Source organism: Chromobacterium sp. CV08 (genome assembly GCF_051129845.1).
Taxonomy (GTDB): domain Bacteria; phylum Pseudomonadota; class Gammaproteobacteria; order Burkholderiales; family Chromobacteriaceae; genus Chromobacterium.
The window spans coordinates 1,547,166-1,572,463 of sequence record NZ_CP150453.1 but is presented as its reverse complement, the minus strand read 5'-3'; the positions used below and the strand labels follow the sequence as shown (position 1 = coordinate 1,572,463).

Annotated in this window: 26 protein-coding genes; 12 read left to right on the top strand and 14 right to left on the bottom strand. The window is 66.4% G+C overall.

Going from position 1 to position 25,298, the window contains the following annotated elements; genetic code table 11:
* Nucleotides 1–2 precede the first annotated feature (2 nt).
* The 5 genes from WNM05_RS07525 (at nucleotide 3) to WNM05_RS07505 (ending at nucleotide 6,617) form a co-directional block, all read left to right on the top strand.
* Nucleotides 3–941 carry a LysR substrate-binding domain-containing protein gene (locus WNM05_RS07525; RefSeq protein ID WP_434633856.1) on the top strand — a complete coding sequence of 313 codons (939 nt, stop codon included), beginning with the start codon at nucleotides 3–5 and terminating at the stop codon, nucleotides 939–941.
* 275 nt (nucleotides 942–1,216) lie between these two features.
* Nucleotides 1,217–3,241, top strand: coding sequence for a M3 family metallopeptidase (locus tag WNM05_RS07520; RefSeq protein WP_434633854.1), 2,025 nt, complete (start codon nucleotides 1,217–1,219; stop codon nucleotides 3,239–3,241).
* 101 nt (nucleotides 3,242–3,342) lie between these two features.
* Nucleotides 3,343–3,900, top strand: a complete 558-nt coding sequence (locus tag WNM05_RS07515; protein ID WP_434633853.1) for a hypothetical protein — start codon at nucleotides 3,343–3,345, stop codon at nucleotides 3,898–3,900.
* A gap of 30 nt (nucleotides 3,901–3,930) precedes the next feature.
* Nucleotides 3,931–5,946 carry a M3 family metallopeptidase gene (locus WNM05_RS07510; protein WP_434633851.1) on the top strand — a complete coding sequence of 672 codons (2,016 nt, stop codon included), beginning with the start codon at nucleotides 3,931–3,933 and terminating at the stop codon, nucleotides 5,944–5,946.
* A 209-nt stretch (nucleotides 5,947–6,155) separates the two neighbouring features.
* Nucleotides 6,156–6,617 (top strand): MarR family winged helix-turn-helix transcriptional regulator, encoded by a 462-nt coding sequence (locus WNM05_RS07505; protein WP_434633849.1) that lies wholly within the window; start codon nucleotides 6,156–6,158, stop codon nucleotides 6,615–6,617.
* Between the two features lie 55 nt (nucleotides 6,618–6,672).
* On the opposite strand, the gene greB is transcribed toward WNM05_RS07505, so the two are convergent.
* From greB to WNM05_RS07480, 5 genes are all read right to left on the bottom strand, one after another.
* Nucleotides 6,673–7,227, bottom strand: coding sequence for a transcription elongation factor GreB (gene greB / locus WNM05_RS07500; protein WP_434633846.1), 555 nt, complete (start codon nucleotides 7,225–7,227; stop codon nucleotides 6,673–6,675).
* A gap of 54 nt (nucleotides 7,228–7,281) precedes the next feature.
* Nucleotides 7,282–7,746 (bottom strand): NUDIX domain-containing protein, encoded by a 465-nt coding sequence (locus tag WNM05_RS07495; RefSeq protein WP_434633843.1) that lies wholly within the window; start codon nucleotides 7,744–7,746, stop codon nucleotides 7,282–7,284.
* A gap of 77 nt (nucleotides 7,747–7,823) precedes the next feature.
* Nucleotides 7,824–9,260, bottom strand: a complete 1,437-nt coding sequence (locus WNM05_RS07490) for a pseudouridine synthase (protein ID WP_434633841.1) — start codon at nucleotides 9,258–9,260, stop codon at nucleotides 7,824–7,826.
* A 37-nt stretch (nucleotides 9,261–9,297) separates the two neighbouring features.
* On the bottom strand, nucleotides 9,298–9,930 hold the full coding sequence (scpB, locus tag WNM05_RS07485) for an SMC-Scp complex subunit ScpB (protein WP_434633838.1): 633 nt from the start codon (nucleotides 9,928–9,930) through the stop codon (nucleotides 9,298–9,300).
* A 77-nt stretch (nucleotides 9,931–10,007) separates the two neighbouring features.
* The gene (locus WNM05_RS07480; protein WP_434633835.1) at nucleotides 10,008–10,526 is read right to left on the bottom strand and encodes a GNAT family N-acetyltransferase; all 519 of its coding nucleotides are present in this window, start codon (nucleotides 10,524–10,526) and stop codon (nucleotides 10,008–10,010) included.
* A gap of 180 nt (nucleotides 10,527–10,706) precedes the next feature.
* On the opposite strand from WNM05_RS07480, the gene miaA reads away from it, so the two are divergent.
* Complete coding sequence (gene miaA / locus WNM05_RS07475; RefSeq protein ID WP_434633832.1) at nucleotides 10,707–11,684, top strand: tRNA (adenosine(37)-N6)-dimethylallyltransferase MiaA; 978 nt, start codon at nucleotides 10,707–10,709, stop codon at nucleotides 11,682–11,684.
* 48 nt (nucleotides 11,685–11,732) lie between these two features.
* Here miaA and WNM05_RS07470 read toward each other — a convergent pair whose 3' ends face one another.
* From WNM05_RS07470 to WNM05_RS07440, 7 genes are all read right to left on the bottom strand, one after another.
* Nucleotides 11,733–12,320, bottom strand: coding sequence for a C39 family peptidase (locus WNM05_RS07470; RefSeq protein ID WP_434633829.1), 588 nt, complete (start codon nucleotides 12,318–12,320; stop codon nucleotides 11,733–11,735).
* Between the two features lie 12 nt (nucleotides 12,321–12,332).
* Nucleotides 12,333–13,028 carry a hypothetical protein gene (locus tag WNM05_RS07465; RefSeq protein ID WP_434633827.1) on the bottom strand — a complete coding sequence of 232 codons (696 nt, stop codon included), beginning with the start codon at nucleotides 13,026–13,028 and terminating at the stop codon, nucleotides 12,333–12,335.
* A gap of 343 nt (nucleotides 13,029–13,371) precedes the next feature.
* A complete protein-coding gene (locus WNM05_RS07460) occupies nucleotides 13,372–13,719 on the bottom strand; it encodes a RidA family protein (RefSeq protein WP_434633825.1) in 348 nt (115 codons plus the stop codon).
* 52 nt (nucleotides 13,720–13,771) lie between these two features.
* Nucleotides 13,772–14,914 (bottom strand): trans-sulfuration enzyme family protein, encoded by a 1,143-nt coding sequence (locus WNM05_RS07455; RefSeq protein ID WP_434633824.1) that lies wholly within the window; start codon nucleotides 14,912–14,914, stop codon nucleotides 13,772–13,774.
* A 61-nt stretch (nucleotides 14,915–14,975) separates the two neighbouring features.
* On the bottom strand, nucleotides 14,976–16,346 hold the full coding sequence (locus WNM05_RS07450) for a pyridoxal-phosphate dependent enzyme (RefSeq protein WP_434633822.1): 1,371 nt from the start codon (nucleotides 16,344–16,346) through the stop codon (nucleotides 14,976–14,978).
* Between the two features lie 107 nt (nucleotides 16,347–16,453).
* Nucleotides 16,454–17,290, bottom strand: a complete 837-nt coding sequence (locus WNM05_RS07445) for a class I SAM-dependent methyltransferase (protein WP_434633819.1) — start codon at nucleotides 17,288–17,290, stop codon at nucleotides 16,454–16,456.
* 166 nt (nucleotides 17,291–17,456) lie between these two features.
* Nucleotides 17,457–18,644 (bottom strand): DesA family fatty acid desaturase, encoded by a 1,188-nt coding sequence (locus WNM05_RS07440; protein WP_434633816.1) that lies wholly within the window; start codon nucleotides 18,642–18,644, stop codon nucleotides 17,457–17,459.
* 268 nt (nucleotides 18,645–18,912) lie between these two features.
* On the opposite strand from WNM05_RS07440, the gene WNM05_RS07435 reads away from it, so the two are divergent.
* Complete coding sequence (locus tag WNM05_RS07435; protein ID WP_434633814.1) at nucleotides 18,913–20,502, top strand: YdgA family protein; 1,590 nt, start codon at nucleotides 18,913–18,915, stop codon at nucleotides 20,500–20,502.
* 70 nt (nucleotides 20,503–20,572) lie between these two features.
* Here WNM05_RS07435 and bfr read toward each other — a convergent pair whose 3' ends face one another.
* Nucleotides 20,573–21,049 (bottom strand): bacterioferritin, encoded by a 477-nt coding sequence (gene bfr / locus WNM05_RS07430; protein ID WP_434633812.1) that lies wholly within the window; start codon nucleotides 21,047–21,049, stop codon nucleotides 20,573–20,575.
* A 108-nt stretch (nucleotides 21,050–21,157) separates the two neighbouring features.
* Nucleotides 21,158–21,358, bottom strand: a complete 201-nt coding sequence (locus tag WNM05_RS07425; RefSeq protein WP_101707293.1) for a (2Fe-2S)-binding protein — start codon at nucleotides 21,356–21,358, stop codon at nucleotides 21,158–21,160.
* 59 nt (nucleotides 21,359–21,417) lie between these two features.
* Between WNM05_RS07425 and WNM05_RS07420 the strand changes: the two genes are divergently transcribed.
* From WNM05_RS07420 to WNM05_RS07400, 5 genes are all read left to right on the top strand, one after another.
* The gene (locus tag WNM05_RS07420) at nucleotides 21,418–21,885 is read left to right on the top strand and encodes an NUDIX hydrolase (RefSeq protein WP_434633810.1); all 468 of its coding nucleotides are present in this window, start codon (nucleotides 21,418–21,420) and stop codon (nucleotides 21,883–21,885) included.
* Nucleotides 21,886–21,900: 15 nt separating this feature from the next.
* Nucleotides 21,901–22,500, top strand: a complete 600-nt coding sequence (locus tag WNM05_RS07415) for a hypothetical protein (RefSeq protein ID WP_434633808.1) — start codon at nucleotides 21,901–21,903, stop codon at nucleotides 22,498–22,500.
* Nucleotides 22,497–23,573, top strand: a complete 1,077-nt coding sequence (gene mnmA, locus WNM05_RS07410) for a tRNA 2-thiouridine(34) synthase MnmA (RefSeq protein ID WP_434633805.1) — start codon at nucleotides 22,497–22,499, stop codon at nucleotides 23,571–23,573. The genes WNM05_RS07415 and mnmA overlap by 4 nt, the downstream gene beginning before the upstream one ends.
* A gap of 119 nt (nucleotides 23,574–23,692) precedes the next feature.
* Nucleotides 23,693–24,463: a substrate-binding domain-containing protein gene (locus WNM05_RS07405; RefSeq protein ID WP_434633803.1), complete on the top strand. Its 771-nt coding sequence runs from the start codon at nucleotides 23,693–23,695 to the stop codon at nucleotides 24,461–24,463.
* Nucleotides 24,460–25,296 (top strand): substrate-binding domain-containing protein, encoded by an 837-nt coding sequence (locus WNM05_RS07400; protein ID WP_434633800.1) that lies wholly within the window; start codon nucleotides 24,460–24,462, stop codon nucleotides 25,294–25,296. Before WNM05_RS07405 ends, WNM05_RS07400 begins: the two co-directional genes overlap by 4 nt.
* Nucleotides 25,297–25,298 lie beyond the last annotated feature (2 nt).

Sequence of the window (25,298 nt, the reverse complement as noted above, 5' to 3'; positions counted from 1 at the left end):
CCATGACGCTGACCGAACTGCGCTATATCGTGGCGGTGGCGCGCGAGCGCCACTTCGGCCGCGCCGCCCAAAGCTGCTTCGTCAGCCAGCCGACGCTGTCGATCGCGATCAAGAAGCTGGAAGACGAGCTGGGCATCACCCTGTTCGAACGCGGCGGCCAGGAGGTGGCGGTCACTGAAATCGGCGAGCGCATCATCGAGCAGTCGCAGCGGGTGCTGGAAGAGGCCGAGGCGGTGAAACGGCTGGCCGGCGAGCATCAGAACGAGCTGGCCGGGCCGCTGAAGCTGGGCGTGATCTTCACCATCAGTCCCTATCTGCTGCCGAAGCTGATCCCCGCGCTGCGCATCCTGGCGCCGGACATGCCGCTGATACTGGAGGAGAACTACACCTCCCGGCTGGCGGAAATGCTGAAGCGCGGCGAGGTCGACGCCATCATCGTCGCCGATCCGTTCGAGGAGACCGGCGTCGAAGCCTGGCCGCTGTACGACGAGCCCTTCGTCGTCGCGATGCCCAAGGGCCATCCTTGGGAAAAGCAACGGCAGGTCGCCGCCTGCCAGCTGGCCGAGGAAAGCGTGCTGCTGCTGACCCAGGGCAACTGCTTCCGCGACCAGGTGCTGCAGGCCTGCAGCGAACTGTCCAGCCGCCAGAACCATGGCAACGGCCTGGCCGGCACGCTGCAGGGCAGCTCGCTGAACACGATACGCCACATGGTGGCCAGCGGCATGGGCGTGACCGTGATGCCGACCACCTCGGTCGGCCCCGGCGACGAGACGCTGCTGTCGGTGGTGCCGTTCAGCGAGCCGGCGCCGCGGCGCCGCGTGCTGCTGGTCACCCGCAAGCAGTTCTTCCGCAAGAAGGCGATAGACACGCTGCAGCAGGCCGTCTTCCGCTCCGGCCTGCCCGGCGTGCTGATGCTGGAAGGCGAACCGAAACTGGCCTGACTTTTGCGGCGCCGGCCGTTTGCTGCCGGATGCGGGACGCGGAAAACGTCTCGCAGCGACAATAGCCCGCCCGGCGCCGCCGAGCGGGTTTTTTCCATCCGGCAGGAGCCCGGCCCGCCTCGCCGGCGAGTGCCGGATCGAGATCGGCGAGCCGAAACCGCCGCAGCGGCGCATCGCGGGGAATTTGCGACATTCCGGCGGCATGAACGGTTTGTTCCGATCAGAAACAATGATAAAGTCATGAGCCCGACGCCAACCGAAGCGAAAAGAGCGCCATGAACGCCAATCCCCTGCTGCAAGACTGGTCCACCCCCCACCAGTTGCCCCCGTTCGACCGGATACTCCCCCAACACTTCGAAACCGCCTTCGACGCGCTGTTCGCCGAACACCTGGCCGAGATCGACGCGCTGGCAGCGCTGCCCGACGCGCCGGACTTCGACAATACCGCCGCCGCCTTCGACCGCAGCGGCCTGCGGCTGGAGCGCGTCCAGTTGTTGCTGGACAATCTGACCGCGTCGGAAACCTCGGCCGAGTTGCAGCAGGTCGAACGCCGCATGGCGCCGAGGCTGGCCGAGCACAACAGCCGCGTCTACATGCACGCCGGCTTCTTCGCCCGGCTCGACGCCGTCCACGCCCGACGCGGCGAACTCGGCCTCGGCGAGGAACAGGACCGCCTGCTGGACCGGATACACCGCGACTTCGTCCGCGCCGGCGCCAAGCTGCAGGGCGAGGACCGCCTGCGCTACGCCGAGATCGTCTCCAGGCTGGCCGAGCTGACCACCGCTTTCGGCCAGAACGTGCTGGCCGACGAGGCCGAATACGCGCTGCCGCTGGGCGAAGACCAGCTCGCCGGCCTGCCGCCCTTCCTGCTCGACGCCGCCCGCGCCGCCGCCGAGGCGCGCGGCCTGGCCGGCTGGGCGATCACGCTGTCGCGCTCGTCCATCGTGCCCTTCCTGACCTTCTCCAGCCGCCGCGAGCTGCGCGAAGCCGCCTGGCGCGCCTGGACCGGCCGCGGCGAGCACCCGGGACGCGACAACCGCCCGCTGGCCCGGGAAATCCTGGCGCTGCGCGTCGAACAATCCAGGCTGCTGGGCTTCGACAGCTTCGCCGACTACGCGATGGCCAACCGCATGGCCGGCACGCCGGCCGCGGTGCACGCGCTGCTGGAACAGGTCTGGGAGCCGGCCAAGGGCCGCTTCGAGGCGGAAAAGGCCATGCTGCGCGACGAGGCGGCCCGCCTAGGCGAGCCGGCCGACATCCAGCCCTGGGACTGGTTCTACCTGGCGGAAAAAGTGCGCATCGCCCGCTACGCGCTGGACGACGCCGAGATCAAACCCTACTTCGGCCTCGACAATATGATCGCGGCGATGTTCGACGTCGCCGGCCGGCTGTTCGGCCTCAGCTTCGCCGAACGGCGCGACCTCAAGCTCTACCACCCGGACGTGCGCGCCTGGGAGGTCAGCCGCGGCGGCAAGACGATAGGCCTGTTCCTCGGCGACAACTACGCGCGCCAGAGCAAGCGCGGCGGTGCCTGGATGCACGTCTACCGCTCCCAGGCCCGCAACGGCGGCGAGTCGCTGCCCATCGTCGTCAACAACAACAACTTCGCCAAGGCCGGCCATGGCCAGACGCTGCTGAGCTTCGACGATGTGCGCACGCTGTTCCACGAATTCGGCCACGGCCTGCACGGCCTGCTGTCCGACGTCGAGTACCGGCTGCTGGCCGGCCCCAACAGTCCCTGGGACTACGTCGAGCTGCCGTCGCAGCTGATGGAAAACTGGGCCCTGGTGCCCGAAGTGCTGGCCAAGCACGCCCGCCACGCCGAGACCGGCGCGGCCATCCCGGCCGAGCTGGTCGCCAAGATCAAGGCGGCGCGCCACTTCAACCAGGGTTTCGAGACGGTGCGCTACACCGCCTCCACGCTGATCGATCTGGCGCTGCACCAGCGCACCGACGCCGACGGCGTCGACATCGCCGCCTTCGAGGCCGCCGAGCGCGAACGGCTGGGCGTCCCGGCCACGGCCGACATGAACCACCGTCCGCCGCATTTCCGCCACATCTTCACCGGGCCGGAATACGCCGCCGGCTACTACGTCTACATGTGGGCGGAAGTGCTGGAGGCCGAGGCCTTCGCCGCCTTCGAGGAGGCCGGCGATCCGTTCGACCCGGAGCTGGCGGACAAGCTGCACCGCCACATCTACAGCGCCGGCGACGCCCGCGAACAGCGTGCGGCCTTCCGCGCCTTCCGCGGCCGCGATCCGCGGGCGGAGGCGATGCTGCAGAGCCGCGGCCTGATCTGAGCATGGCAAAGGGCCGGCCGCGACCGGCCCGACGCCATTGCCATCGGCAGAAAAATGGATAGACTAGCCATCCCATTCAGTTACAAGTTGATCGACCAATCATGACAAAAACAATCAAATGGCTGGCTCCGGCCCTGATCGTCCTGGCCGCAGGCGGCCTGTACTGGAAATCGCAACATCACGCCGAACCGGCCAGCCGGCCGCAGAGCGAGAAAGCGGCTCGCATCCATTACGAAACCTACGAAAACGGCCGCTTCCCGTTCTCGCTGCCCTTCCCCAAGGGCCTGCTGATCCCCGGCGACGGATCGGACAACGGCGACGGCATGACCTTCACCTCGCCGGACCAGCAGACCGTCATGACCGCATCCGGCATCAACAACGCCACGGAAAGCACGCTGCAAGACGAGTACCGCAGCGCTTTGAAAGAACAATCCGAGTCCGGCGCGCCCCGCCAGGTCACGTTCAAGGCGATCAAGAAGAACTGGTATGTCGTTTCCGGCACCGAGGGCGACAAGATCTTCTACCAGAAGACCTATCTGGTCGACGACCAGTTCATGACCTTCCGCATCCGCTATCCGGCCAGCCAGCGGGCGCAGTGGGACCCCATCGTCGCCCATGTCAGCGGCAAGTTCATCGTCACGCCGGGCAGCATCCAGTAAGCCCGGCAGGCCCGCATCATAGGAAACCGCATGAACAACCCGCTGCTGCAAGCCTGGGACACGCCGCACCGGCTGCCGCCGTTCGACCTCATCGCCGCCGGGCACTTCGCGCCGGCGATCGAGCAGCTGATGGCCGAACACAGGCTGGCCGTCGCCGCCATCGCCGACCGGGCCGAGGCGGCGGACTTCGCCAACACGGTGGAGGCGCTGGAAGCCACGGCGCTGCCGCTGAAGCGGGTGACGCTGGTGCTGCACAATCTGTGCAGCTCGCACTCCAACCCGGAACTGCGCGCCGCCGAGCGCGAGCTGGCGCCCAGGCTGGCCGCCCACCACGGCGCCGTCTATCTCGACGAAAAGCTGTTCGCCCGGCTGGACGCCGTGATGAGCCGGGCGGCGACGCTGGAGCTGAGCGAGGAACAGCGCCGGCTCTTGCAGCGGCTGCACCTGGACTTCACGATGGCCGGCGCCCGGCTGCGAGGCGAGGCCCGGCGCGAATTCGCCGACTGCGTCGCCGAACTGGCCCGGTTGTCGGCCGAGTTCGGACAGAACGTGTTGGCCGACGAGGCCGAATACGCGCTGCCGCTGCGCGGCGAGGCGGAACTGGCCGGCCTGCCGCCGTCGCTGCGCGACGCGATGGCCGAGACCGCCCGCCAGCGCGGCCTGGACGGCCATGCCGTCACGCTGGCGCGCTCGTCGGTCACCGCCTTCCTCGCCCATTCCAGCCGCGCCGACCTGCGCGAGACCGTCTGGCGCGCCTGGACGAGCCGCGGCACCGACCCGAGACGCGACAACCGCCCCATCGTCAGCCGCATCCTGCGGTTGCGCCAGCGGCAGGCCCGGCTGCTGGGCCATGCCGACTACGCCGAGTTCGCGCTGGGCGACCGCATGGCCGGCACCCCGGCGGCGGCGCACAGGCTGCTGGAACAGGTATGGGAGCCGGCCAAGGCGCTGATGGCGAGGGAAAAGGAGCAATTGCAGGCGCTGGCTCGCGAGCTGGGCGCCGGCGACGACATCGCGCCATGGGACTGGCGCTATCTGGCCGAGAAGCTGCGCCAGCGCGATTACGCGCTGGACGACGCCGAGATCAAGCCCTACTTTTCGCTGGAGAATATGCGGGCGGCGATGTTCGACGCCGCCGGCAGGCTGTTCGGCCTGTCCTTCGTCGAACGCGGCGACCTGCCGCGCTACCACCCCGATGTGCGCGGCTGGGAGGTACTTCGCGACGGCGCCGTCATCGGCGTGTTCCTCAGCGACAACTTCGCCCGTCCCGGCAAGAAGGGCGGCGCCTGGATGAGCGTCTACCGCGCCCAGGGCCGCCACGGGGGCGTCTCGCTGCCCATCGTCGTCAACAACACCAATTTCGCCCGCGGCGAGCCTGCGCTGCTCGGCTTCGACGACGTCCGCACGCTGTTCCACGAATTCGGCCACGCGCTGCACGGCCTGCTGTCCGACGTCGAATACCAGCGCCTGTCCGGCACGCAGGTGCTGCGCGACTTCGTCGAGCTGCCGTCGCAGCTGATGGAAAACTGGGCCTGGGCGCCGGAACTGCTGGAAAAGCACGCGCGCCACGCCGACAGCGGCGAGCCGCTGCCGCCGGCGCTGCTGGCCCGCATCCTGGCGGCGCAGAACTTCCAGCAGGGCTATGCCACCGTGCGCTACGCGATCTCGGCGCTGCTGGACCTGGAACTGCATCAGCAAGCCGACGGCGTAGCCGATCCGGCGGCGTTCGAAGCCGCGCTGTGCCGGCATTACGGCCTGCCGCCGGAAGCCGGACTCGCCCACTCGCTGCCCCACTTCAACCATCTGTTCAATGGCGGCTACGCAGCCGGCTACTACGTCTACCTGTGGGCCGAGATGCTGGAGGCGGAGGCCTTCGCCCGTTTCGAGGCCGCCGGCGACGTCTTCGATCCGGCGCTGGCCGACAGCCTGCTCCGCCACATCTTCAGCGTCGGCAACGCCCGGTCGCCGCAGCAGGCGTTCATGGCCTTCTGCGGCCGCGAACCGTCGGCGGAGGCGATGCTGGCCAAGCGCGGCCTGGTCGGCTGAACACCGCGCCGCAACACTCCCCCCTACCTATGGGCAGGAAAATGAGAATGTCATTGATATATTGCGGCGCTGCCGGGATACTGTCGCATTCTCATCCCTACTGATGACATGGGGACATGCGCGCGCAATGCCATCCTCCGCTTCGCAAGCTGTTCGGTCGCGGCGGCCGGCGGCCTGCCTCCCCTGCCGATCAACCAACAGGACCCACCATGATCCACAGCGCAGAACCGAAGGAGAGCGACATTCCCGCCGTCGACACGCGGGCCGCGATCGAAATCTTTTTCTACGCCTACAAGGCCCTGACCACCAAGCCCGATGAGATACTGGCCAAACGCGGGCTGGCGAGAGTCCACCACCGCATCCTGTTCTTCGTCGCCCGCTACCCAAAGTTGTCGGTCAAGGATCTGCTCGCCTTTCTCGGCGTCACCAAGCAGGCGATCAACATTCCGCTGCGCCAGCTGCTGGAAATGGGTCTGGTAGGCAGCCAGGCCGCGCCGCACGACAAGCGCGTCAAACAGCTGACGCTGAGCGAGGAGGGCCTGAAGCTGGAAGAGGCGCTGCACCGCGAGCAGCAACGGTTGCTGCAAACCGCCTTCGGCGACTGTGGCGGCAGGGCCACCCGCGACTGGTTTCAGATCAACGGCAAGCTGTCCGAGCACATGCAGCCCTGACGGCCATCCAAAACAAACGGCCCGGTGCGCGCCCGGGCCGTCGTTTCGTCGTCGCTCAGTCTATGCCGACATAGCTGACTTCCAACACCTCGATGTCCTCGTCGCCGTCCGGACCGCGGAACAGCACGCTGTCGCCCTCGCGCGCCTTCAGCAGCGCCCGGGCGATCGGCGAGATCCAGCTGATGCGGCCGCGCGCCAGATCGATCTCGTCGACGCCGACGATGGACAGCCGCTGCTCGCTGCCGTCGCCGCGCTGGATCAGCACGGTGGCGGAGAAGAACACCTGGTCGGTCGCCTCGCGCGTCTCCGGGTCCACCACCTCGGCGATCTCCAGCCGCTTGGTCAGGAAACGGATGCGGCGGTCTATCTCGCGCAGCCGGCGCTTGCCGTACAGGTAGTCGCCGTTCTCCGAGCGGTCGCCGTTGCTGGCGGCCCAGTTGACCACCTGCACCATCTCCGGCCGCTCGCGGTTGACCAGCTGGTACAACTCGTCCTTCAGACGGCGCCAGCCTCCCGGCGTGATGTAGTTCTTCGTCGACGCCGGCAAGCGCCGCTCGGCCGGCAGATCGTCGTCCTGCTGCTCGTCTTCCTTGGTAAACGCCTTGCTCATATCGGTTTCCATCATGCGGGTTGGCCGCGCAAGCTGGCTGCGCGCGTCGTCGGATTATGCCGGAAGCGGCGCCCCGCCTGCCAGCAGGGACAGGCAGTAGGGCAGCAGCGACTTGGGCCTCAGCTTGACCCGCCGCAGTTCGGCCGCGTCCAGCCAGGCCAGCTCGTAATGGTTGTCCGGCGACAGCTTGGCCAGCTCCGGCCCGCCCAGCCTCAGCATGCCGCGATGCTCGCGCGCGACGAAGACGTGCTCGACGCGGCTCTCGCTCTCCAGCACGCACAGCGGCCCGAGCTCCAGCCAGACATTGAGGCCGGTCTCCTCGCGCGTCTCGCGGACGCAGGCCATCGCCGGCGTCTCGTTTTTCTTGATATTGCCGCCCGGCAAGGCGTAATAATCCTTGCCCGGCTTCACCCGGCGCATCAGCAGCAGCCTGCCGTTCTCGATGATGACGATGGCGGCGCGCTGCCTGCGCGGCGGCGGCAAGCCCGCCGCGCCGTCGTTCAAGCCGAAATCTTCCACAATGTCCCCGGAAACAGAACGGGCAACCACCGTCCGGCGATCGCCCGTATCGTCAATCCGCCGGCTAGCGGCGAAGCTTATTCCTGGCGCGGCGCGGCCTTGGGCTTGCGCGCCGAACCCCTGCGCTGGCCGCCGGCCTTCTTGCCGCCGGTCACCGTCAGGTTGGACCACTTCATCACCGCCGCCACCTCGGCCGCGTTCAGCTCGTAGAACTGGCCGCGCTTCAGCCGCGGGGGCAGGCCGATATTGCCGAAGCGCACGCGCATCAGCCGGCTGACCGTCAGGCCGAAATGCTCGAACATCCGGCGCACTTCGCGATTGCGGCCTTCCTTGATCACCACGTTGAACCACTGGTTGGCCGACTCTTCCTGGCCGCCGGTCTGGAAGATGCGGTCGAAACGCGCCTCGCCGTCCTCCAGCTCCACGCCCTTGACCATTTCCTTCATGATCTCGGGAGTCAGCTCGCCCAGCACGCGCACCGAGTACTCGCGCTCGACCTCGAAGCTCGGGTGCATCATGCGGTTGGCCAGCTCGCCGCTGGTCGTGATCAGCAGCAGGCCGGAAGTGTTGACGTCCAGGCGGCCGATGGCCACCCAGCGGCTGGACTTGGCCTGCGGCAGGCGGTCGAACACGGTCACGCGGCCTTCCGGGTCGTCGCGGGTGACGATTTCGCCCTCTTCCTTGTGGTACATGATGACGCGCGGCAGGCGGTCCGGCCATTTGAGCTTGATGGCGTCGCCCTTGACCGTCACCTTGTCGTGCGGGCCGACCTTGTCGCCGAGGCTGGCCTTCTTGCCGTTGACCAGCACCAGGCCGGCCTCTATCCACTCTTCCATCTCGCGGCGGGAGCCGACGCCGGACGAGGACAGCGCCTTCTGCAGGCGTACCGGCTCGATCTCGTTCAGATCGACGCGCACTTCCTTCAGCTTCTGGGCCTTGCTCTTGATGTCCTGGCTGGGGCTGCGCAGACGCAGCTTCTTGGCCTTCTGCACCAGCTGCTTCGGCTTGCCCTCGCCCCGGGTCCGGTTTTCCGCCTTGGCGTCGGCCTGCGGGGCCTTGCCGGCGCCGCCCTGCCGCCCCTTGGCGGCATTGCCGTTGGCCGCCGGACGGGCGGCGTTCTTGTTGCCGAAGCGCTGTTCATGGTCCAGCGCCACATTGCCGTTGACATCGCCGTTGCTGTCGCGCTGATATTGCGGCTTGCGGTTGCCGGCGGCCATCATCTGTTGTTCCTGCTCGCGGCGCGACATCTTGAACAGCGGCACGCCGTCCTGCGACGGCATCACCGGATTGCCGTAGGCGTCGCGCTGCTGGCGCGGGCCGCCGCGGCGGCCTTGCTGGCCCTGCGGCTGTTGCGGGAAACGCTGCTGCTTGCCGGCGGCCGGCGAGGGCTTGCCCTGGCGGGCCTGTGCCTGGCCCTGGGCGCGGCCGGCGTTCTGGCGCGGCTGCGAGGTTTCATGGCCCTTGGCACGCGCAACCGGCTGGCGCGCGTGGGTACGTTGTCCTTTTGTAGACATGTGCTTGCTCTTTCAATGGGAGCAACTGGCAGAACGGTTATTCTGCGACAGGCTCTAAATTGTCCGCCTCATCGTCGAGGGGGAGATCGTCCGCGCCCGCATCGGGGCCGTCGTCCTGCGTTTTGGGGTCCGGCACCACCAGGCTTCCCAGCTCCGCCAGCGGCGGCAGATCATTCAGCGAAACAAAGCTCAGATCGTCCAGGAATTTGCGCGTGGTGGCGTACAGGCCGGGCCGGCCCGGTACGTCCTTGTGACCGATGACCTCGATCCAGCCGCGCTCCAGCAGCGTCTGCATCACATTGGTGGACACCGACACGCCGCGTATGGCTTCGATGTCCCCACGGGTCACAGGTTGTTTGTAGGCGATGATCGCCAACGTTTCCATCACCGCCCGCGAGTAGCGCGGCGGCTTTTCCGGATTGAGCCGGTTCAGATAAGGCGTGAATTCGGCCCGGGCGCGGAAGCGCCAGCCGGAAGCCAGCTTGACCAGCTCGATGCCGCGTCCCCGCCAGTCGACCTGGATCTGCTCCAGTATGTCGTTGATCAGCGCCGCCTTGACGTCCTCGGTGAACAGCCGTTTCAGCTGCGATACCGGCAACGGTTCCTGTGCGGTCAGCAAGGCCGTCTCCAGCACGATCTTCAAATATTTCAAGTCGGTAATGGTGGACATTAAACCGTGATGCCGGAGATTCGGGTTTTCAAGCGCGGGAAGCCGACGATTCTACACGTTTTCAGCCGCGCGGGAAACTACTCGATCAGGCTGGCCAGCGAGGTCAGGCTGTAGCGCCGCAACACCGTGCCGTCCGCCAGCCTGACATCCTCCAGCATCTGTCCGCCGCAGGCCTCGACGGTGCGGGTCGCCGCCGGATTGGCGGAATCGCACACCACCACCCAGTTGCCGCAGGCCGGCAGCCCGGCCATCGCCTGCACGTACTGCAGCAGCACGCGCCCGTAGCCGTTGCCCCGCCACTCGGGCAGCACCTCGAAACCGATATGGCCGATCCGGTCCTGGATCACCTCGGTCTCGCCGCGCCGCAGCCTGGCCGCGCCGGCGATCTCGCCGTCGTCCTCGAGCAGGAACCAGGTCTGGTAAGGCACCCAACCGGCCGGCAACGCCTCGCCGTCCGCATGCCTGACCATCTTGCGAAACCAGTCGTCGGCGTCGTCGCCCAGCTCCCGGTAGTATTCGAAGTCCTCGCCGCGACAGCGCTGGAAATAGCGACGATAGGCGGCCAGATGCTGCTCGCTGGCGGATTCGATTTTCATTGACGGCTCTCCCAGTCGATACTCCCATCGTAAACACCCAGTCGGCGAGGTCAAGGTCTTTAAGAGCCTATTCAAGGTCTTTTTGCGGCAGCGGCCGCTCAAAGCAGGCTTTGAACAGGCGCTTGCGCATTCGCGCGCCGGCTATGCGACAATCGCCCCCTGACCGCAGCGAGCAATACCATGAGCGATACCCCACAAGCGATACTGCTGATGGGTCCCACCGCCTCCGGCAAGACCGGGCTGGCGCTGGAACTGGCCCGTCGTTTCCCGGCCGAGATCGTCAGCGTCGATTCGGCGCTGGTCTACCGCGGCATGGACATCGGCAGCGCCAAGCCGTCGGCCGAGGAGATGGCCGTCTGCCCCCATCACCTGATCGACATCATCAGCCCGCTGCAAAGCTATTCGGCCGCGCAGTTCCACGCCGACGCCAACCGGCTGATCGCCGAGATCCGCGGCCGCGGTCGCCTGCCGCTGCTGGTCGGCGGCACCATGCTGTACTACAAGGCGCTGCTGGAAGGGCTGTCCGATCTGCCGCAGGCCGACGCCGCGCTGCGCGCCGAGCTGGACGCCGACGCCGCGCGGCTCGGTTGGCCGGCGATGCACGCCCGGCTGGCGGCGCTGGACCCCGTCACCGCCGCCCGCCTGAACCCCAACGACTCGCAACGGATACACCGCGCGCTGGAAGTCTGTGTGCTCAGCGGCCGGCCGATGTCGGAGCTGATCGCCCGCGGCAAGGAGGCCGCCGCCGGCTTCCGCTTCCTGCCGCTGGCGCTGGTGCCGCGCGAGCGCGGCTGGCTGCACGCCCGCATCGCCGAGCGTTTCCGCATCATGCTGGAGCAAGGTTTTCTGGACGAGGTTTCCCGGCTGCGGGCGGCCTATCCGGAACTGACGCTGAACCTGCCGTCCATGCGCTGCGTCGGCTACCGCCAGGCCTGGGAACATCAGGACGGCCTGTACGGCCTGGACGAATTCATCGAACGCGGCGTCGCCGCCACCCGCCAGCTGGCCAAGCGCCAGCTGACCTGGACCCGCAGCCTGGACGTGATTCCGGTCGACGCGCAGCAGGACGGCCTGGCCGGGCTGCTCGGCGACGCGGTCGACGACTTCCTCGCCGGGAGGCCGCCGGCGGCGGCCTTGCGCCACGGCGGCGACTTCTGAACGCGCAACGGCGGGCCCCCTCGCCCGCCGTTTCCCGCACCTCCCGGATCAGGGGCTGACGCTCATCCGCAGCGTATGGGTCCAGTCGTGGTCGCTCGCCGACACCACGCTGTTGAACGAAGCGTAGGTCATGCCCTCGCCCGGCCACGGATTCATCATGTACAGATAATTGCCGTTGCCGGTCTGGTAGCCGCGACCGACGATGAAGTGGCCGCCGCCGCTGGTCCAGCCGTAGCGGATCACGAACGGCCGGTTGGCCTGGATGTCCTGCAGCACGTGGGTCCACGACAGGTAGTCGTTGACGGCGATATTGGGCACGCCCCAGTTCTTCAGGATGCCCTGCAGGCTGCCGTTGCCGCCGAACATATTGTTCGGGCTGTTGGCCTGGCTGTTCCAGTTGAAGTTGCTGTTGCCGCAGGCGTAGTTGATGCCGAAGGCCCAGTTGACGATGGCGCACTGGCTGGGCGTCTTGTTGTACAGGCCCAGCACCGCCTTGCTGGAACCGGCCCAGCACCATTGGCTGTGTTCCTGCACCGTCAGCGGCACGTTCAACACCTTGCTGTCGGCCAGCGCGGCGGCGCTGCCCGCCAGCAGCGCGACGGCCAGCACGGTCATGCTCAAGCGCTTGTTCATCATGGCGTTCTCCTGTCAGCGGAAGCGGGCGAGATTGCTGCGCACAGCGGCGCGCAGCGGTTCGATCAGCGCGGCGCCGTCCAGCAGCGCCTCGCCGCCGTCGGCCTGCCGCTTCAATTGCAGCGACTCGTAGGCCGAGGTCAGCGCGGCGAAACGCGGCTTGCCGCCGCCTGCCGGCGCCACTTCCAGGAAGTCGGATTGCGCCTGGTATACCCGCAGGAAACGCGTCTTGTCGCCATAGGCCGTCTGCAGCGCCGCCAGATTGCGGGCCAGGCCGATCGCGCCGAAGGACGTTGCCTGCCAGCGGCCGTCCAGCTTCTCAACCGTCACCAGGCCGACGGGCCGTTGCTGCAGATAGGCGACGAAGCGCCAGACGCCGGTCGGGGCCATCTGCCGGCTGAGGTCGGCGTCGGCGGCCAGCAGCTGTTGCGGCGTCACGCTGTACACCGGAACGCCCTGGCCGATGCGGACGGCGGCCAGATCGCCGGCCTTGGCGACATCGAAGACAAAGCCCTGCGGCAGGCCGGCGCCATGCTCGGCCAGATTCTGGCGGACGAAGTCGGCCAGGCCCTGACGGGCGGCCAAGGCGGCGGCCGGCGCCTCGACGGTCAGCTGCGCCGGCGATGCCTGGCCAGGCTGGGCCGTAGCCGGGACCGACGCCAGCGCGGCCAAGACGGCGGCGGCGGCCAAGATTGCGGATTTCGACTGCATGTTTCGTCTCCTGGGTTGGAATGCGGTTGCAGCTAGCCATTCCATGCCAATGGACTATCTCCATTGCATGCCCAGTAGTCATAGCGGCCGGCGTCGGCCAGTTCAATGCGGCCCATTCGGCTAAATCAATTTGATTTTCAAAATAAGGCAAGGCTTTACATCCACTTGCCGGAGGAATTTAAAGTGGAAGCTGGAACAAAAGCCATACCGAAGGTCAGGGGTGGCCTTGTCCTGTTCCGAACGGGTGAATAGTTTTAAAGGTTGAGCGGGAAAACCGCAGGCGCCGCGCCAAGAAAAAAGCCCGCGGCCTGGCGGCGGCGGGCTGTCGCGGTGCCGGATGGACTCAGCGCGCGGCGACCAGCTTGATTTCCACCTTCCATGCCGGATTGGCCAGCTTGGCCTCCACCGTGGCGCGGGCCGGCACATGGCCGGCCGGCACCCAGGCGTCCCAGGTGGCGTTCATCGCATCGTAATCGGCCAGGCTGGACAGGAAGATGGTCGCGTCGACGATCTTGCTCTTGTCCGAGTCCAGTTCCGCCAGCAGCGCGTCGATCTGCGCCAGCACGTTCTCGGTCTGGGCGCGGGCGTCGGCGTCGGTGTTCTCCGGCACCTGGCCGGCCAGGAAGATCAGGCCATTGCTGACCACGGCCTCGGCCAGGCGGGCGCCCTGCTTATGGCGGTAAATGCTCATATCGTTCTCCGTTAGCGGTGGATGATCACGCAGGATTCTAGCGGCAAAGGACTCAGCTGTCCTTCCGCGCCTGCTCCAGGTCGGCGATCAGCGCCGCCTCGCCCTCCACGCCGACCGACAAGCGGATCAGGTTGTCGTGGATGCCGAGCGCGGCGCGGCGTTCGGCCGGAATCGACGCGTGCGTCATCGCCGCCGGCAGGCAGACCAGGCTCTCTACGCCGCCCAGGCTCTCGGCCAGCGCGAACAGCTTGAGCCTGGACAGGAAAGCCTTGACGTCGCCGTTCAGATAGAAGGACACGATGCCGCCGTAGCCCTGCATCTGGCTGCGCGCCAACTCGTGCTGCGGGTGGCTCTCCAGGCCCGGATACAGCACTTTCTCCACCCAGGGCTGCGCCTCCAGCCAGCGCGCGATCGCCAGCGCGTTGCGGTTGTGCTGCGCGATGCGCAGCGCCAGCGTGCGCAGACCGCGCAGCACCAGGAAGCTGGGAAAAGCGTCCAGCACCGAGCCCACCGCGTTGTGCAGGAAGGCCAGCTGCTCGGCCAGGTCCGGACGGGCCTGGCTGGCCACCGCCACGCCGGCGACCACGTCGGAATGGCCGTTCAGGTATTTGGTGGCGGAATGGACGACGATGTCGAAACCGAAGTCCAGCGGCCGCTGGTTGACCGGCGAGGCGAAGGTGTTGTCGACGACGCCGATCAGGCCGTGCTTGCGCGCGATGCCGGCCACCGCCTTCAGATCGACAAGCTGGTTCAGCGGATTCGACGGCGTCTCCACCCAGATCATCCGGGTATTCGGACGGATGGCGGCTTCCAGCGCGGCGCTGTCCTCGGACGCGACATACGTCACCTCCAGGCCGGCGCTGGCCTTGCGCACCTTTTCGAACAGCCGGTAGGTGCCGCCGTACAGATCGTTGACGGCGATCAGATGGCTGCCGGCCGGCAGCAGCTCCAGCACGGTGCCGATGGCCGCCAGGCCGGAAGCGAAGGCGTAGCCGCGCACGCCGCCCTCGAGCTCGGCGACGGCGCGCTCCAGCGCCTCGCGCGTCGGATTCTGCGAACGCGAATACTCGTAGCCGACATGCTCGCCCGGCGCGCGCTGCCGATAGGTGGAAGTGGCGTAGATCGGCGGCATCACCGCGCCGAACGCGTCCTCGTGCGCGCCTGCGGTGACGGCCAGGGTATGGAAATCGGTCATGCTCTATATCCTTTCAATGATTTGACGCCGCGCCCACGGCGCGGCGGGCAATGGGCCCGGCTCAGGCGCCGCGCGGCTGGCGGCGCCAGAAGGCCAGCAGATCGGCCTGGGTGATCAGACCGAGATAGCGGTCGCCGTCGACGACCAGCGCGATGTGGCCGTCGTTGAACACCTGCAGCAGATCCTGCAGCGAAGCGCGCGGCGACAGCGTCCGCACCTGGCCGCTCATCGCGGTCGCCACCGGCTGGCGGAAGTTTTCCGGCTCGCCGTGCACCGACAGCAGCAAGTCCCACTCGTCGACGATGCCGACCACCTTGTCGTCCTGCAGCACCGGCAGCTGCGACACGTCGTGCAGGCGCATCCGCTGGTAGACCACGCCCAGCGGCTCGTCCGGATGGCAGGACACGGTGTTGCCGTCCTGGTGGCGGCGGACGATCAGATCGGTCAACCCGCCGACTTCGGGTAGGCGCAGCATGCCCTGATCCACCAGCCAGTCGCGGTTGTACATCTTGGACAGATACTTGTTGCCGCTGTCGCACACCAGCGTCACCACCCGCTTGGGCTCGGTCTGCTCGCGGCAATAGCGCAGCGCCGCCGCCAGCAGCGCGCCGGACGAGGAGCCGGCCAGGATGCCCTCGCGCCGCAGCAGCAGCTGGGCGGTGTCGAAACTTTCCTGATCGCTGATGCGGAAGGCCTGCTTGACCATGGACAGATCGGTCAGCGGCGGAATGAAGTCCTCGCCTATGCCCTCGATCAGCCAGCTGCCGGCCTGGCCGAAGCTGCCGGTTTCGACATAGTCGGCCATCACCGAGCCGACCGGATCGGCCAACACGAAGGCGGTCTGCGGCGATTCGCGGCGGAAGAAGTGGGTCAGGCCGGTCAGGGTGCCGCTGGAGCCGACGCCGACGACCACCGCGTCGACCTCGCCGCCCATCTGGCGCAGGATCTCCGGGCCGGTGGTGGTTTCATGCGCCAGCGGATTGGCCGGATTGTTGAACTGATCGATGTAATAGGCGCCCGGCGTTTCGGCGGCGAGGCGCGCGGCCAGGTCCTGGTAATACTCCGGGTGGCCCTTGCCGACATCGGAACGGGTCAGCACCACCTGGGCGCCCAGCGCCTGCAGGTGCATGATTTTCTCGCGGCTCATCTTGTCGGGCACCACCAGCGTCAGCGGATAGCCCTTCTGCGCCGCCACCAGCGCCAGGCCGAGCCCGGTATTGCCGGCGGTCGCCTCGATGATGGTGCCGCCAGGCTTCAGGCTGCCGTCGCGTTCGGCCGCCTCTATCATCGTCAACGCGATGCGGTCCTTGATCGAACCGCCGGGATTGTGGCTTTCCAGCTTCAGGAACAGCTGGCACGGCCCGGTATCCAGATGGCTGACCCGCACCAGCGGGGTATTGCCGATCAACGACAATACGGAATTACTTTTCATTTAGACACTCCTAGCTATTTTGAAATTACTTTTAGTAATTTTTAGTTATATAAAAAGCAAAAAAATTTATGTGATGGAAACAATGTCCTACCTAGGTATAGCCAGCCTCATACCAGCGCGCTGGCCTGCATGAAGCTGTAGAAGAATACCAGTTCTGGATTACTTCGTAACATTCTTAATTCTTTTGTCATATTTTCAACCAGTTGCGCATCGACACGCCCCGCTTCTATCAGCTGATCGGCGGCGGACAGCAGCAATTCGGTCCAGTAATCCAGCACCAGCTGGCGCCTGTGCGGCTCCCGGCTGTCCAGATGCCAGGTCTTCACCTGGGTCTCCACCTGACGGAATCCCAGCCTCTGCAGCAGATTGCCGAGCTTGGCGCCGATGAAGGGATCGCCGCCGACCGACAACTGATGGTCGTTGAAAGCCAGCCAGTACTGCTGCAGATTGGCCGAATACGGCGCCAGGAAGAAAGTGGCGTTCATCGCCTCGGTCGCGTACAGCCGGGCCCCCGGCTTCAGCACCCTTCTCACCTCGGCCAATACCCGCTCCGGCGCATGGACATGTTCCAGGATCCAGCACAGGAAGGCGGCGTCGAAGCTGGCCGGCGGAAAATCCAGGTCCTCGGCATCCATATGCAGCAGCGTCGCGCGTTCATGGAAGGGGCTGCCCTGCAGGCGCTGGCGCGCCACCGCCAGCTGGCGCTGGCTGAAATCGATGCCGGTGAGATTCAGCTCGGGAAAGCGGCGCAGCAGGATTTCGGTCTGGGCGCCGACGCCGCAGCCGACCTCCAGCAGGCGCCCGACGCCGGAAAAGTCGATGTCCCGGTAGACGATCGCTTCGGAAAAACGCGCCTGGCGGACCAGACGTGCCTGCTCTGCGGCGGAAAAACCATGGATATACGGCAGATCGGACTGGCCGTCAGCCACTTGCAATGCACTCATCGATGACCTCGCTCGGATAAGCAACAGGTCTTCATTATATTTCTTTAAGCTATTTTGGAATCAAATTTTATTTACAATTTGAATATAGAGAAAAACTCTAAGCCGCCCGCGGACATGAAAAAACCCGCATCTGCCGATGCGGGTTCGATGCTTGCCGGAAACGGCGTCAGGCCAGGGCGGTCTGGCGCAGGCTCAACGAGAAGCGCTGCAAGGCGGCGATGCCGGAAGCCTCGGCGCGGGCGCACCAGTCCTGCAACTCCTTCAACAGCTGTTCCCGCGTCAGGTTGGAGCGCTCCCACAGCCGGGTCAGCTCCTGGCGCATATTGTAGATGGTCGCCAGCACGTGGCTCTGCTCCAGCAAGGTCGCCAGCTGGGCGCGCTCGGCCTCCGGCGTGTCCTTGGCGTCCTGCTTCAGCCATATCTTCATCTTCTGCCGCAGATCGACATGCGGCAGCTCCGGCAGGCTGAGCCGCGACAGCTCGGCGCGGTACTCGGCCTTCAGCTCGCGCGCGTAGCGGGCGGCGATCGCGTAGCGGTTGGAGATGATGGCCTGCAGATGCTCGAGGTCGAGCTGCGGGCGCGACGGGTCCTGCGCCAGCTGCGGCGCCACCTTGCGCACCGTCGCCAGGCCCAGCATCGCCAGGATGCGGATGTACATCCAGCCGATGTCGAACTCGTACCACTTGTACGACAGCTTGGCCGAGGTGCCGAAGGTGTGGTGGTTGTTGTGCAGCTCCTCGCCGCCGACCAGGATGCCCCACGGCACCAGATTGGTCGAAGCGTCCTCGTTCTCGAAGTTGCGATAGCCCCAGTAGTGGCCGAGGCCGTTGATCACGCCGGCGGCCCAGAACGGAATCCACACCATCTGCACCGCCCAGATCGACAGGCCTATCGGTCCGAACAGCACCAGGTCGATGATCAGCATCAGCACGATGCCCTTGGCGTTGTGCCTGCTGTAGACGTTGCGCTCCAGCCAGTCGTCCGGCGTGCCGTGGCCGAACTTGTCCATGATGGCCTGGTCCTTGCAGGCGGCGCGGTACAGCTCGGCGCCCTCCCACAGCACCTTCTTGATGCCGAGCACCTGCGGGCTGTGCGGATCTTCCAGCGTCTCGCAGCGCGCGTGGTGCTTGCGGTGGATCGCCGCCCATTGCTTGGTGACCATGCCGGTGCTCAGCCACAGCCAGAAGCGGAAGAAGTGGCTGGGCAGCGGATGCAGGTCCAGCGCACGATGCGCCTGGTGGCGGTGCAGGTAGATGGTGACCGAGGCGATGGTGATATGGGTCAGTATCAGGGTGGCGACGATATTGCCCCACCAAGGCAGGTCCAGCAGACCGTTGAGCCAGTTCAGGTTCATGTATCGATTGCGTCCGGTGACTTAGAGACAAAGCTCTATTCTATAGCAGCCCAAGAGAGCCTGTTCAAAATCTTTTTTCGGCATCGGCCGCCTTCTGCCGGATGCCGGGCGCGGAGAACGGCCCAGAGGGAGGCCGCTCGCAAAAAGATTTTCAACAGGCCATCGCCCCGTCGGGACCAATTTGCCGGCGCGGGCGCTTTCGCGGCCCACCACGCCGGCCATTGGTGTACCATAGGGCATCATTTCACCCTAGTTCAGAAAAATACTAGTGTTGCCAAAAAGTCGACTGATCATTGCCGGCGCCGCCATCGGCGGCCTGTTTGTCCTGTACGCGGGCTCCAGTTACTGGGCCGGCGTCAAGGCCGAGGAGACCCTGGACGAGCAGTACCGGATGTTGGCCGGCCTGCCGCTGTTCAAGGTCAAATCGCACAGTTACGAGCGCGGCTGGTTCTCGTCCACCGAAACCACCGAGCTGGTGTTCAACCGCCATTTGTCCGGCCCGTACGAGAACATGCTGCCGGACAATATGAAGCCCTTGCTGAACGCCACCGTCAAGTTCACCAACCACGTCAAGCACGGCCCGTTGCCGGGCCTGTCGGCGTTCGACTTCCGTCCGGGCCGGGCGCTGGTGCGCACCGAGTTCGCGATGAGCGACGCCACCCGCAAGACGCTGAAGACCTTCTTCGGCGACAAGGAGCCGATCACCGTCGTCAACCACATCGGCTTCGGCGGCGGCGGCCTGCTGGAAGTCGGCGTGCCGGCCTTCGACTACGAGGAGGCGCTGTCCGGCGTCAAGATGAAGTGGAAGGGCTTCGACCTGAAGGTCGACTACGCCCACGGCTACCAGGAGTACAAGACCGAGGCGCTGTCGCCGGGCTTCCTGCTGGAGGCCGCCAGCAAGGGCAGCCTGTCGTTCGAGGGCGTGCGCTACGTCTCCGACATGCGGCCGGGCAATACCGGCGTCAAGCTCGGCACCAGCGAGCTGACGATAGGCAATGTGCAGCTGAGCTCGCGGGAGAGCGTGCCGTACAGCATCAAGCTGAACGAGTTGATCTATCTGATGACGCGGGTGCGCGTCGGCGAGTTCGTCAACCCGTCCGGCGAGTTCAAGCCGTCGTCGGTGGTGCTGAAGAACTTCAGCTACCAGATCGTCACCAGCGAGCAGGACGACTTCGTCAACACCCGCGGCAAGGTCAATTTCGCCGAACTGAGCTTCAACGCCAACCGCTACGGCCCGCTGCGGCTGGACGTGTCGGCCAACCATCTGCACGGCCCGACGCTGGTCAAGCTGGACAAGGCGATCAGCCAGATCCCGTTCGAGGGCGTCGATCCGATGGTGCTGCGCCGCCAGTACGTCGACACCGTCAAGAAGAACGCGATCCCGCTGCTGGAGAACAACCCCAAGCTGCTGATCAACGAGTTCTACCTGAAGATGCCGAGCGGCGACGTGACGCTGCAGGGCAGCCTGGGCATCAACGGCTTCACGCCGGCCGATCTTAGCGACATCGCGCTGCTGGCCAAGCGCATCGAGGCGGAAGCCAAGGTGAGCCTGCCGCGCCAGACGCTGGAGGACCTGGTGCTGACCCAGGCGCGCAATCTGTTCACCGTGGACCACACGGCGGAAGACCAGCCCAATATGCAGGAAGTCGACGACCTGGCCAAGAGCCTGCTCGACAGCCAGCTGGCGCAATGGAAATCCGGCGGCTACCTGGTCGAGGACAACGGCCAGATCTCGACCGAGCTGAACTACAACGCCAAGGGCCTGACCATACACCAGAAGAAGGTGCCCCTGCCGTGGGAAGAGGCCGACGAGCCGATGGTCGACGCCTCGGCTCCCGCCGCCGCGGCGAAGAAATAGGCCGGCGCGTCCGGCGCATGAAAAAAGGGCTGTCGTCGCGACAGCCCTTTTGCTTTTCGTCCCGACGGAATCAGGAAGCGTCTTCCATCTGGCTTTGCAGATAATTCTGCAGACCGACCTTCTCGATCAGGCCCAGCTGGGTCTCCAGCCAGTCCACGTGCTCTTCCTCGCTCTCCAGGATGTCTTCCAGCATGTCGCGGCTGACGTAGTCCTTGGCGGTTTCACAGTAGGCGATCGCCTCGCGCAGCAGCGGCAGCGCCTCCACTTCCAGCTTCAGGTCGCACTCGAGCATTTCCTTCGGATTCTCGCCGATGTGCAGCTTGCCGAGATCCTGCAGATTGGGCAGCCCTTCCAGGAACAGCACGCGCTCGATCAGCTTGTCGGCGTGCTTCATCTCGTCGATGGACTCTTCGTATTCGTGCTCGTTGAGCTTCTTCAGACCCCAGTTCTTGTACATGCGCGCATGCAGGAAGTACTGGTTGATCGCGGTCAGCTCGTTCTTCAGAATCTGGTTCAGGTACTTGATGACCTTCTTGTCGCCTTGCATGTCATATTCTCCTGAAAAATCGTTCAGGCATTATGGCACAGCCGTGCGACATCTCAAGCTAAAACGCCGGCGGCCGGCTCGACGGCCGGCCTTCGACAAGGGGCGGGATCAGGCGGCGCTGCGGGCCACCGAGCAGGCTGCCAGCTCGCTCTGCGCGTCCTTGCGGATCTGGTTGGCCATGCACGCGCACTTGCCGCAATCGGACGCGATGCCCAGCTCGCGGCGCAGGTCGCACATGCGCGTCGCGCCGCCATGAACCGCTTGGCGGATCTGGCTGTCGGTCACTGCGTTGCACAGGCAGACGTACATGTGATGGCCCTCTGGCTTACAATCAAGAATAGTTATCATCATCATAGAGACAAACAAGAATGATTGTCAATAACGGCCTGCGCGTCTGGAAACCGAATGCAACAGTCGCCGCCGTCGTCGAACGCGACGGCCGCTTTCTGATGGTGGAGGAGGACACGCCGGACGGGCGACGGCTCAATCAGCCGGCCGGCCATCTCGAACGCGGCGAGACGCTGGTCCAGGCCGTCGTCCGGGAGACGCGCGAGGAAAGCGGCTGGCTGTTCACGCCGCACGGACTGACCGGCATCTACCTGGCCGACCGCCCGGACAGCGACATCACCTATCTGCGCTTCGCCTTCCATGGCGACGCGCTCCCGCCGCCGGCGCCGCCGCGGCTGGACGACGGCATCGTCGCCGTGCACTGGCTGAGCCGGGACGAAATCGCAGCCGAGGCCGCCCGGCTGCGCAGCCCGGTGGTATTGCGCTGCATCGACGACTATCTTGCTGGCATACTGTACCCGCTGGAACTGATACGCGATCTGCGCTGACCCACCGGAGCCTCCATGCCGCCACGACTGTTGTTGAGCTGCCTGCTGTTGCTGTCGTCGGCCGCCGCCTGCGCCGACCAGCTAAACATCTGTTATCATTACCGTTGTTCCAGGCAGGCCTATTTCGAGATATCGGACGAGGCGCGCGACTGGCTGGCCGCCCGGCTGGCCCGGGCCGATTCGGCCGACAGCGAGCGCGCGGCCGTCGCCGACGCCGTTCGGACGCTGTACTTCCTCGCCGCCCGCGACACCCCGATCTGGCAGGACAAGGGCGGCAATTTCCGCGACGGTCCGGCCGAGGGGCGGATGGACTGCGCCGACCACAGCAGCAACGTCACCGCCTTTCTGCGCTATCTGGACGGCAAGGGCTGGTTGAAATTCCACCATGCGGCGCCACCTGAGTGGCGTGCGCCGCACATCCTGGATCTGCATTACACCGGCGTGCTGCGCGAGGTCGCCGCCAATCAGGACTGGGCGGTGGACACCTGGTTCAAGGATTTCGGGGAACCGCCCGTGGTGGTTCCCCTTTCAGTTTGGATGAAGGGATACGAGCCGCCGGCCGTATCCGAGCCTGTCCGACAGGCAAGCAAAAGCAAGGAAGGAAACGCCCCGTGACGGGTAAGAAACGCATCGTCGTCGGCATGTCCGGCGGCGTGGATTCGTCGGTGACCGCCTGGCTGCTGAAACAGCAGGGCCATGAGGTGATCGGCGTGTTCATGCAGAACTGGGAAGACGACAACGACGACGAATACTGCTCGATCAAGCAGGACGCGCTCGACGCGATGAGCGTGGCCGACATCGTCGGCATCGACATGGAAATCGTCAATTTCGCCAAGGAATACAAGGACCGCGTGTTCTCGTACTTCCTGAAGGAGTACTCGGCCGGCCGCACGCCGAATCCGGACGTGCTGTGCAACGCCGAGATCAAGTTCAAGGCCTTCCTCGACTACGCGATGGAGCTGGGCGCCGACTGCATCGCCACCGGCCACTACGCGCGCAAGCTGGAGAAGGACGGCACCCACTACCTGATGAAGGCGGTGGACCACACCAAGGACCAGAGCTACTTCCTGTACCGCCTGCAGCAACACCAGCTGGCGAAGGCCATCTTCCCGCTCGGCGACATCAGGAAGACCGAGGTGCGCCGGCTGGCCGAAGAGGCCGGCCTGCCGACCGCGGCCAAGAAGGACTCCACCGGCATCTGCTTCATCGGCGAGCGCCCGTTCCGCGAGTTCCTGCAGCGCTACCTGCCGACTTCGCCCGGCGCGATGGTCACGCCGGAAGGCAAGACGGTCGGCGAGCACATCGGCCTGATGTACTACACGCTGGGCCAGCGCAAGGGCCTGACGATAGGCGGAAGCAAGGACGGCAGCGGCGAACCGTGGTTCGTCGCCGGCAAGGACATTCCGGGCAACAAGCTGATCGTCGTCCAGGGCCACGACCACCCGCTGCTGCTGAAGCCGACGCTGGAGATGGCCGACCTCAGCTGGACGCTGCCGGACGCGCCGGCGGCCGGAGAGTACAGCGCCAAGAACCGCTACCGGATGGCCGACGCCGCCTGCTCGCTGTCGCCCATCGTCGATGGACAGGCCACGCTGACCTTCGCGGAAAAACAATGGGCGGTGACGCCGGGCCAGTCCGCCGTGCTGTACGACGGCGATATCTGCCTCGGCGGCGGCATCATCCGCTAAGCCCGCTCGCTCCCCTCCGCTCGAACACCCCGCCCACGCGGGGTGTTCTGCTATCGACGCCCGCTTCACAAACGCCTCCCCGCCCCGTCCAAGCGGCATTCGCCACGATGCCGACACCGATGATCCGACTCGCCTGCCTCCCGCTTCTTGCGCTATCCGCCGCCGCGGCCTCTCCGCTGCCAGCCGTCCAGGTCCGCGGCTCCCCGGCCTTGCTGCCGCTGATGCAACGGGCCGCCGAGGACTATATGGCGCGGGAGCCCGGCAGCAGCGTGGTGGTCGCGGCGGGCAGCAGCGCCTTCGGCCTGAAGTCGCTGCGGGACGGCAACGCCGACATCGCGATGGTCCACGGCTCGCCCCCGGCCGCGCCGGCCGGCGACGGCCCGCCACGGCGGCGCATCGTCGCCGGCTACCAGGCCCTGCTGCCGGTGGTGAGTCCGGACAATCCGCTGTCCGACATCGATCTGCCGCGGTTGCGGGCCGTCTTCGCCGGCGCCATCGCAGACTGGGACGAACTGGGCGGCGCGCCGGGCGCGATCACGGTGCTGCTGGCCCCGCCGGCCGGCGCGACCGGCCAGGCCTGGCGCGACGCGGTGCTGGGCGGTCGCCGGCGCTTCTCGCCGCGCGCCCTGCTGGCCGGCGAGCGCGACTGGGCCGCCCAGCTGGCCGCCCACCCCGGCGCCATCGCCATCGTCACCGCCGACGAACTGGGTCCGGGCATGAAACCGCTGACGCTGTCCGGCCAGGGCGCCGACGCCGGTGCGGTGCGCGCCGGGCGCTATCCGCTGCGCATCCCGCTGCTGCTGATCGTGCCGCAAGCGCCGACACCGCAAGGCGCCGCCTTTGTCCGTTATCTGGAAAACCGCCTGCGCCAGGACGGAGGCTTACGGTGAGGCGGCTCCCGCTCGGCCTCGCCTCGCGCTGGTGGGGCTTGCCGCTGGGACTGGCGCTGCTGGCGGCGCTGGCGCTGGCGGCGCGCCCATGGCTGCAGCGGCCGGCCCCGGTATCGCTGGTGATCGCCGGCTCAAGCCAGTTGCAGCCCTTGTTGCGCGATCTGGCCGACGACTACGACGCCGACGGCGGCCTCGTCGTCGAAGGCGGCGGCTCCGTCGCCGGCCTGGTGGCGGCGCAGCGCGGCGTGGTGGACCTGGCGGCGGTCAGCCAGCCGCTGCCGGAATGGCGGGACGACGCGCAGAGCCACTACCACCTGCTGGCTCGCAACAGCATCGCCTTCGTCGTCAACCGCGCCTCGCCGCTGCGCGCCTTGTCACAACGCCAGCTGCGCGACGTCCTGACCGGAACAATAGCCAACTGGCGGCAGCTGGACGGCCGCGACGCGCCGATCCGGCTGCTGGGCCGTCGCGAACCGTCGCCGACGCGCCGATTCGTCGTCGAGACGGTGCTGGGCGGCCACGAGCCGAGCTGGCGGGCCGAGCCACTGGACAGCGCGGCGCAGATGACGGCCGAAGTGGAGCGCGACCCGCTGGCGCTGGGCTATCTGTCGCTGCAGGAGGCCGGCGTCGGCGCCCGGGTGACGCTGCTGGCAATCGATGGCGTGCCGTTCTCGCGCGCCACCATCCTGTCAGGCCGCTATCCCTATGCGCAGGATCTGTACCTGGTCAGCCGCGACGACGCCGCGCCCGGCGTGCGTCCGCTGCTAGCCTGGCTGAAAAGCCCTCCGGCGCAGGAGGCGATAGAGCGCCACCAATTGATTTCCGTTTACTGAGG

What these genes read in the sequence shown, in the direction of transcription:
- WNM05_RS07525 (WP_434633856.1), top strand. Translation starts at nt 3, where the DNA reads ATGACGCTGACCGAACTGCGCTATATCGTGGCGGTGGCGCGCGAGCGC.
- WNM05_RS07520 (WP_434633854.1), top strand. Translation starts at nt 1,217, where the DNA reads ATGAACGCCAATCCCCTGCTGCAAGACTGGTCCACCCCCCACCAGTTG.
- WNM05_RS07515 (WP_434633853.1), top strand. Translation starts at nt 3,343, where the DNA reads ATGACAAAAACAATCAAATGGCTGGCTCCGGCCCTGATCGTCCTGGCC.
- WNM05_RS07510 (WP_434633851.1), top strand. Translation starts at nt 3,931, where the DNA reads ATGAACAACCCGCTGCTGCAAGCCTGGGACACGCCGCACCGGCTGCCG.
- WNM05_RS07505 (WP_434633849.1), top strand. Translation starts at nt 6,156, where the DNA reads ATGATCCACAGCGCAGAACCGAAGGAGAGCGACATTCCCGCCGTCGAC.
- greB (WP_434633846.1), bottom strand. Translation starts at nt 7,227, where the DNA reads ATGAGCAAGGCGTTTACCAAGGAAGACGAGCAGCAGGACGACGATCTG.
- WNM05_RS07490 (WP_434633841.1), bottom strand. Translation starts at nt 9,260, where the DNA reads ATGTCTACAAAAGGACAACGTACCCACGCGCGCCAGCCGGTTGCGCGT.
- scpB (WP_434633838.1), bottom strand. Translation starts at nt 9,930, where the DNA reads ATGTCCACCATTACCGACTTGAAATATTTGAAGATCGTGCTGGAGACG.
- WNM05_RS07480 (WP_434633835.1), bottom strand. Translation starts at nt 10,526, where the DNA reads ATGAAAATCGAATCCGCCAGCGAGCAGCATCTGGCCGCCTATCGTCGC.
- miaA (WP_434633832.1), top strand. Translation starts at nt 10,707, where the DNA reads ATGAGCGATACCCCACAAGCGATACTGCTGATGGGTCCCACCGCCTCC.
- WNM05_RS07470 (WP_434633829.1), bottom strand. Translation starts at nt 12,320, where the DNA reads ATGATGAACAAGCGCTTGAGCATGACCGTGCTGGCCGTCGCGCTGCTG.
- WNM05_RS07465 (WP_434633827.1), bottom strand. Translation starts at nt 13,028, where the DNA reads ATGCAGTCGAAATCCGCAATCTTGGCCGCCGCCGCCGTCTTGGCCGCG.
- WNM05_RS07460 (WP_434633825.1), bottom strand. Translation starts at nt 13,719, where the DNA reads ATGAGCATTTACCGCCATAAGCAGGGCGCCCGCCTGGCCGAGGCCGTG.
- WNM05_RS07455 (WP_434633824.1), bottom strand. Translation starts at nt 14,914, where the DNA reads ATGACCGATTTCCATACCCTGGCCGTCACCGCAGGCGCGCACGAGGAC.
- WNM05_RS07450 (WP_434633822.1), bottom strand. Translation starts at nt 16,346, where the DNA reads ATGAAAAGTAATTCCGTATTGTCGTTGATCGGCAATACCCCGCTGGTG.
- WNM05_RS07445 (WP_434633819.1), bottom strand. Translation starts at nt 17,290, where the DNA reads ATGAGTGCATTGCAAGTGGCTGACGGCCAGTCCGATCTGCCGTATATC.
- WNM05_RS07440 (WP_434633816.1), bottom strand. Translation starts at nt 18,644, where the DNA reads ATGAACCTGAACTGGCTCAACGGTCTGCTGGACCTGCCTTGGTGGGGC.
- bfr (WP_434633812.1), bottom strand. Translation starts at nt 21,049, where the DNA reads ATGCAAGGCGACAAGAAGGTCATCAAGTACCTGAACCAGATTCTGAAG.
- WNM05_RS07425 (WP_101707293.1), bottom strand. Translation starts at nt 21,358, where the DNA reads ATGTACGTCTGCCTGTGCAACGCAGTGACCGACAGCCAGATCCGCCAA.
- WNM05_RS07420 (WP_434633810.1), top strand. Translation starts at nt 21,418, where the DNA reads ATGATTGTCAATAACGGCCTGCGCGTCTGGAAACCGAATGCAACAGTC.
- WNM05_RS07415 (WP_434633808.1), top strand. Translation starts at nt 21,901, where the DNA reads ATGCCGCCACGACTGTTGTTGAGCTGCCTGCTGTTGCTGTCGTCGGCC.
- WNM05_RS07405 (WP_434633803.1), top strand. Translation starts at nt 23,693, where the DNA reads ATGATCCGACTCGCCTGCCTCCCGCTTCTTGCGCTATCCGCCGCCGCG.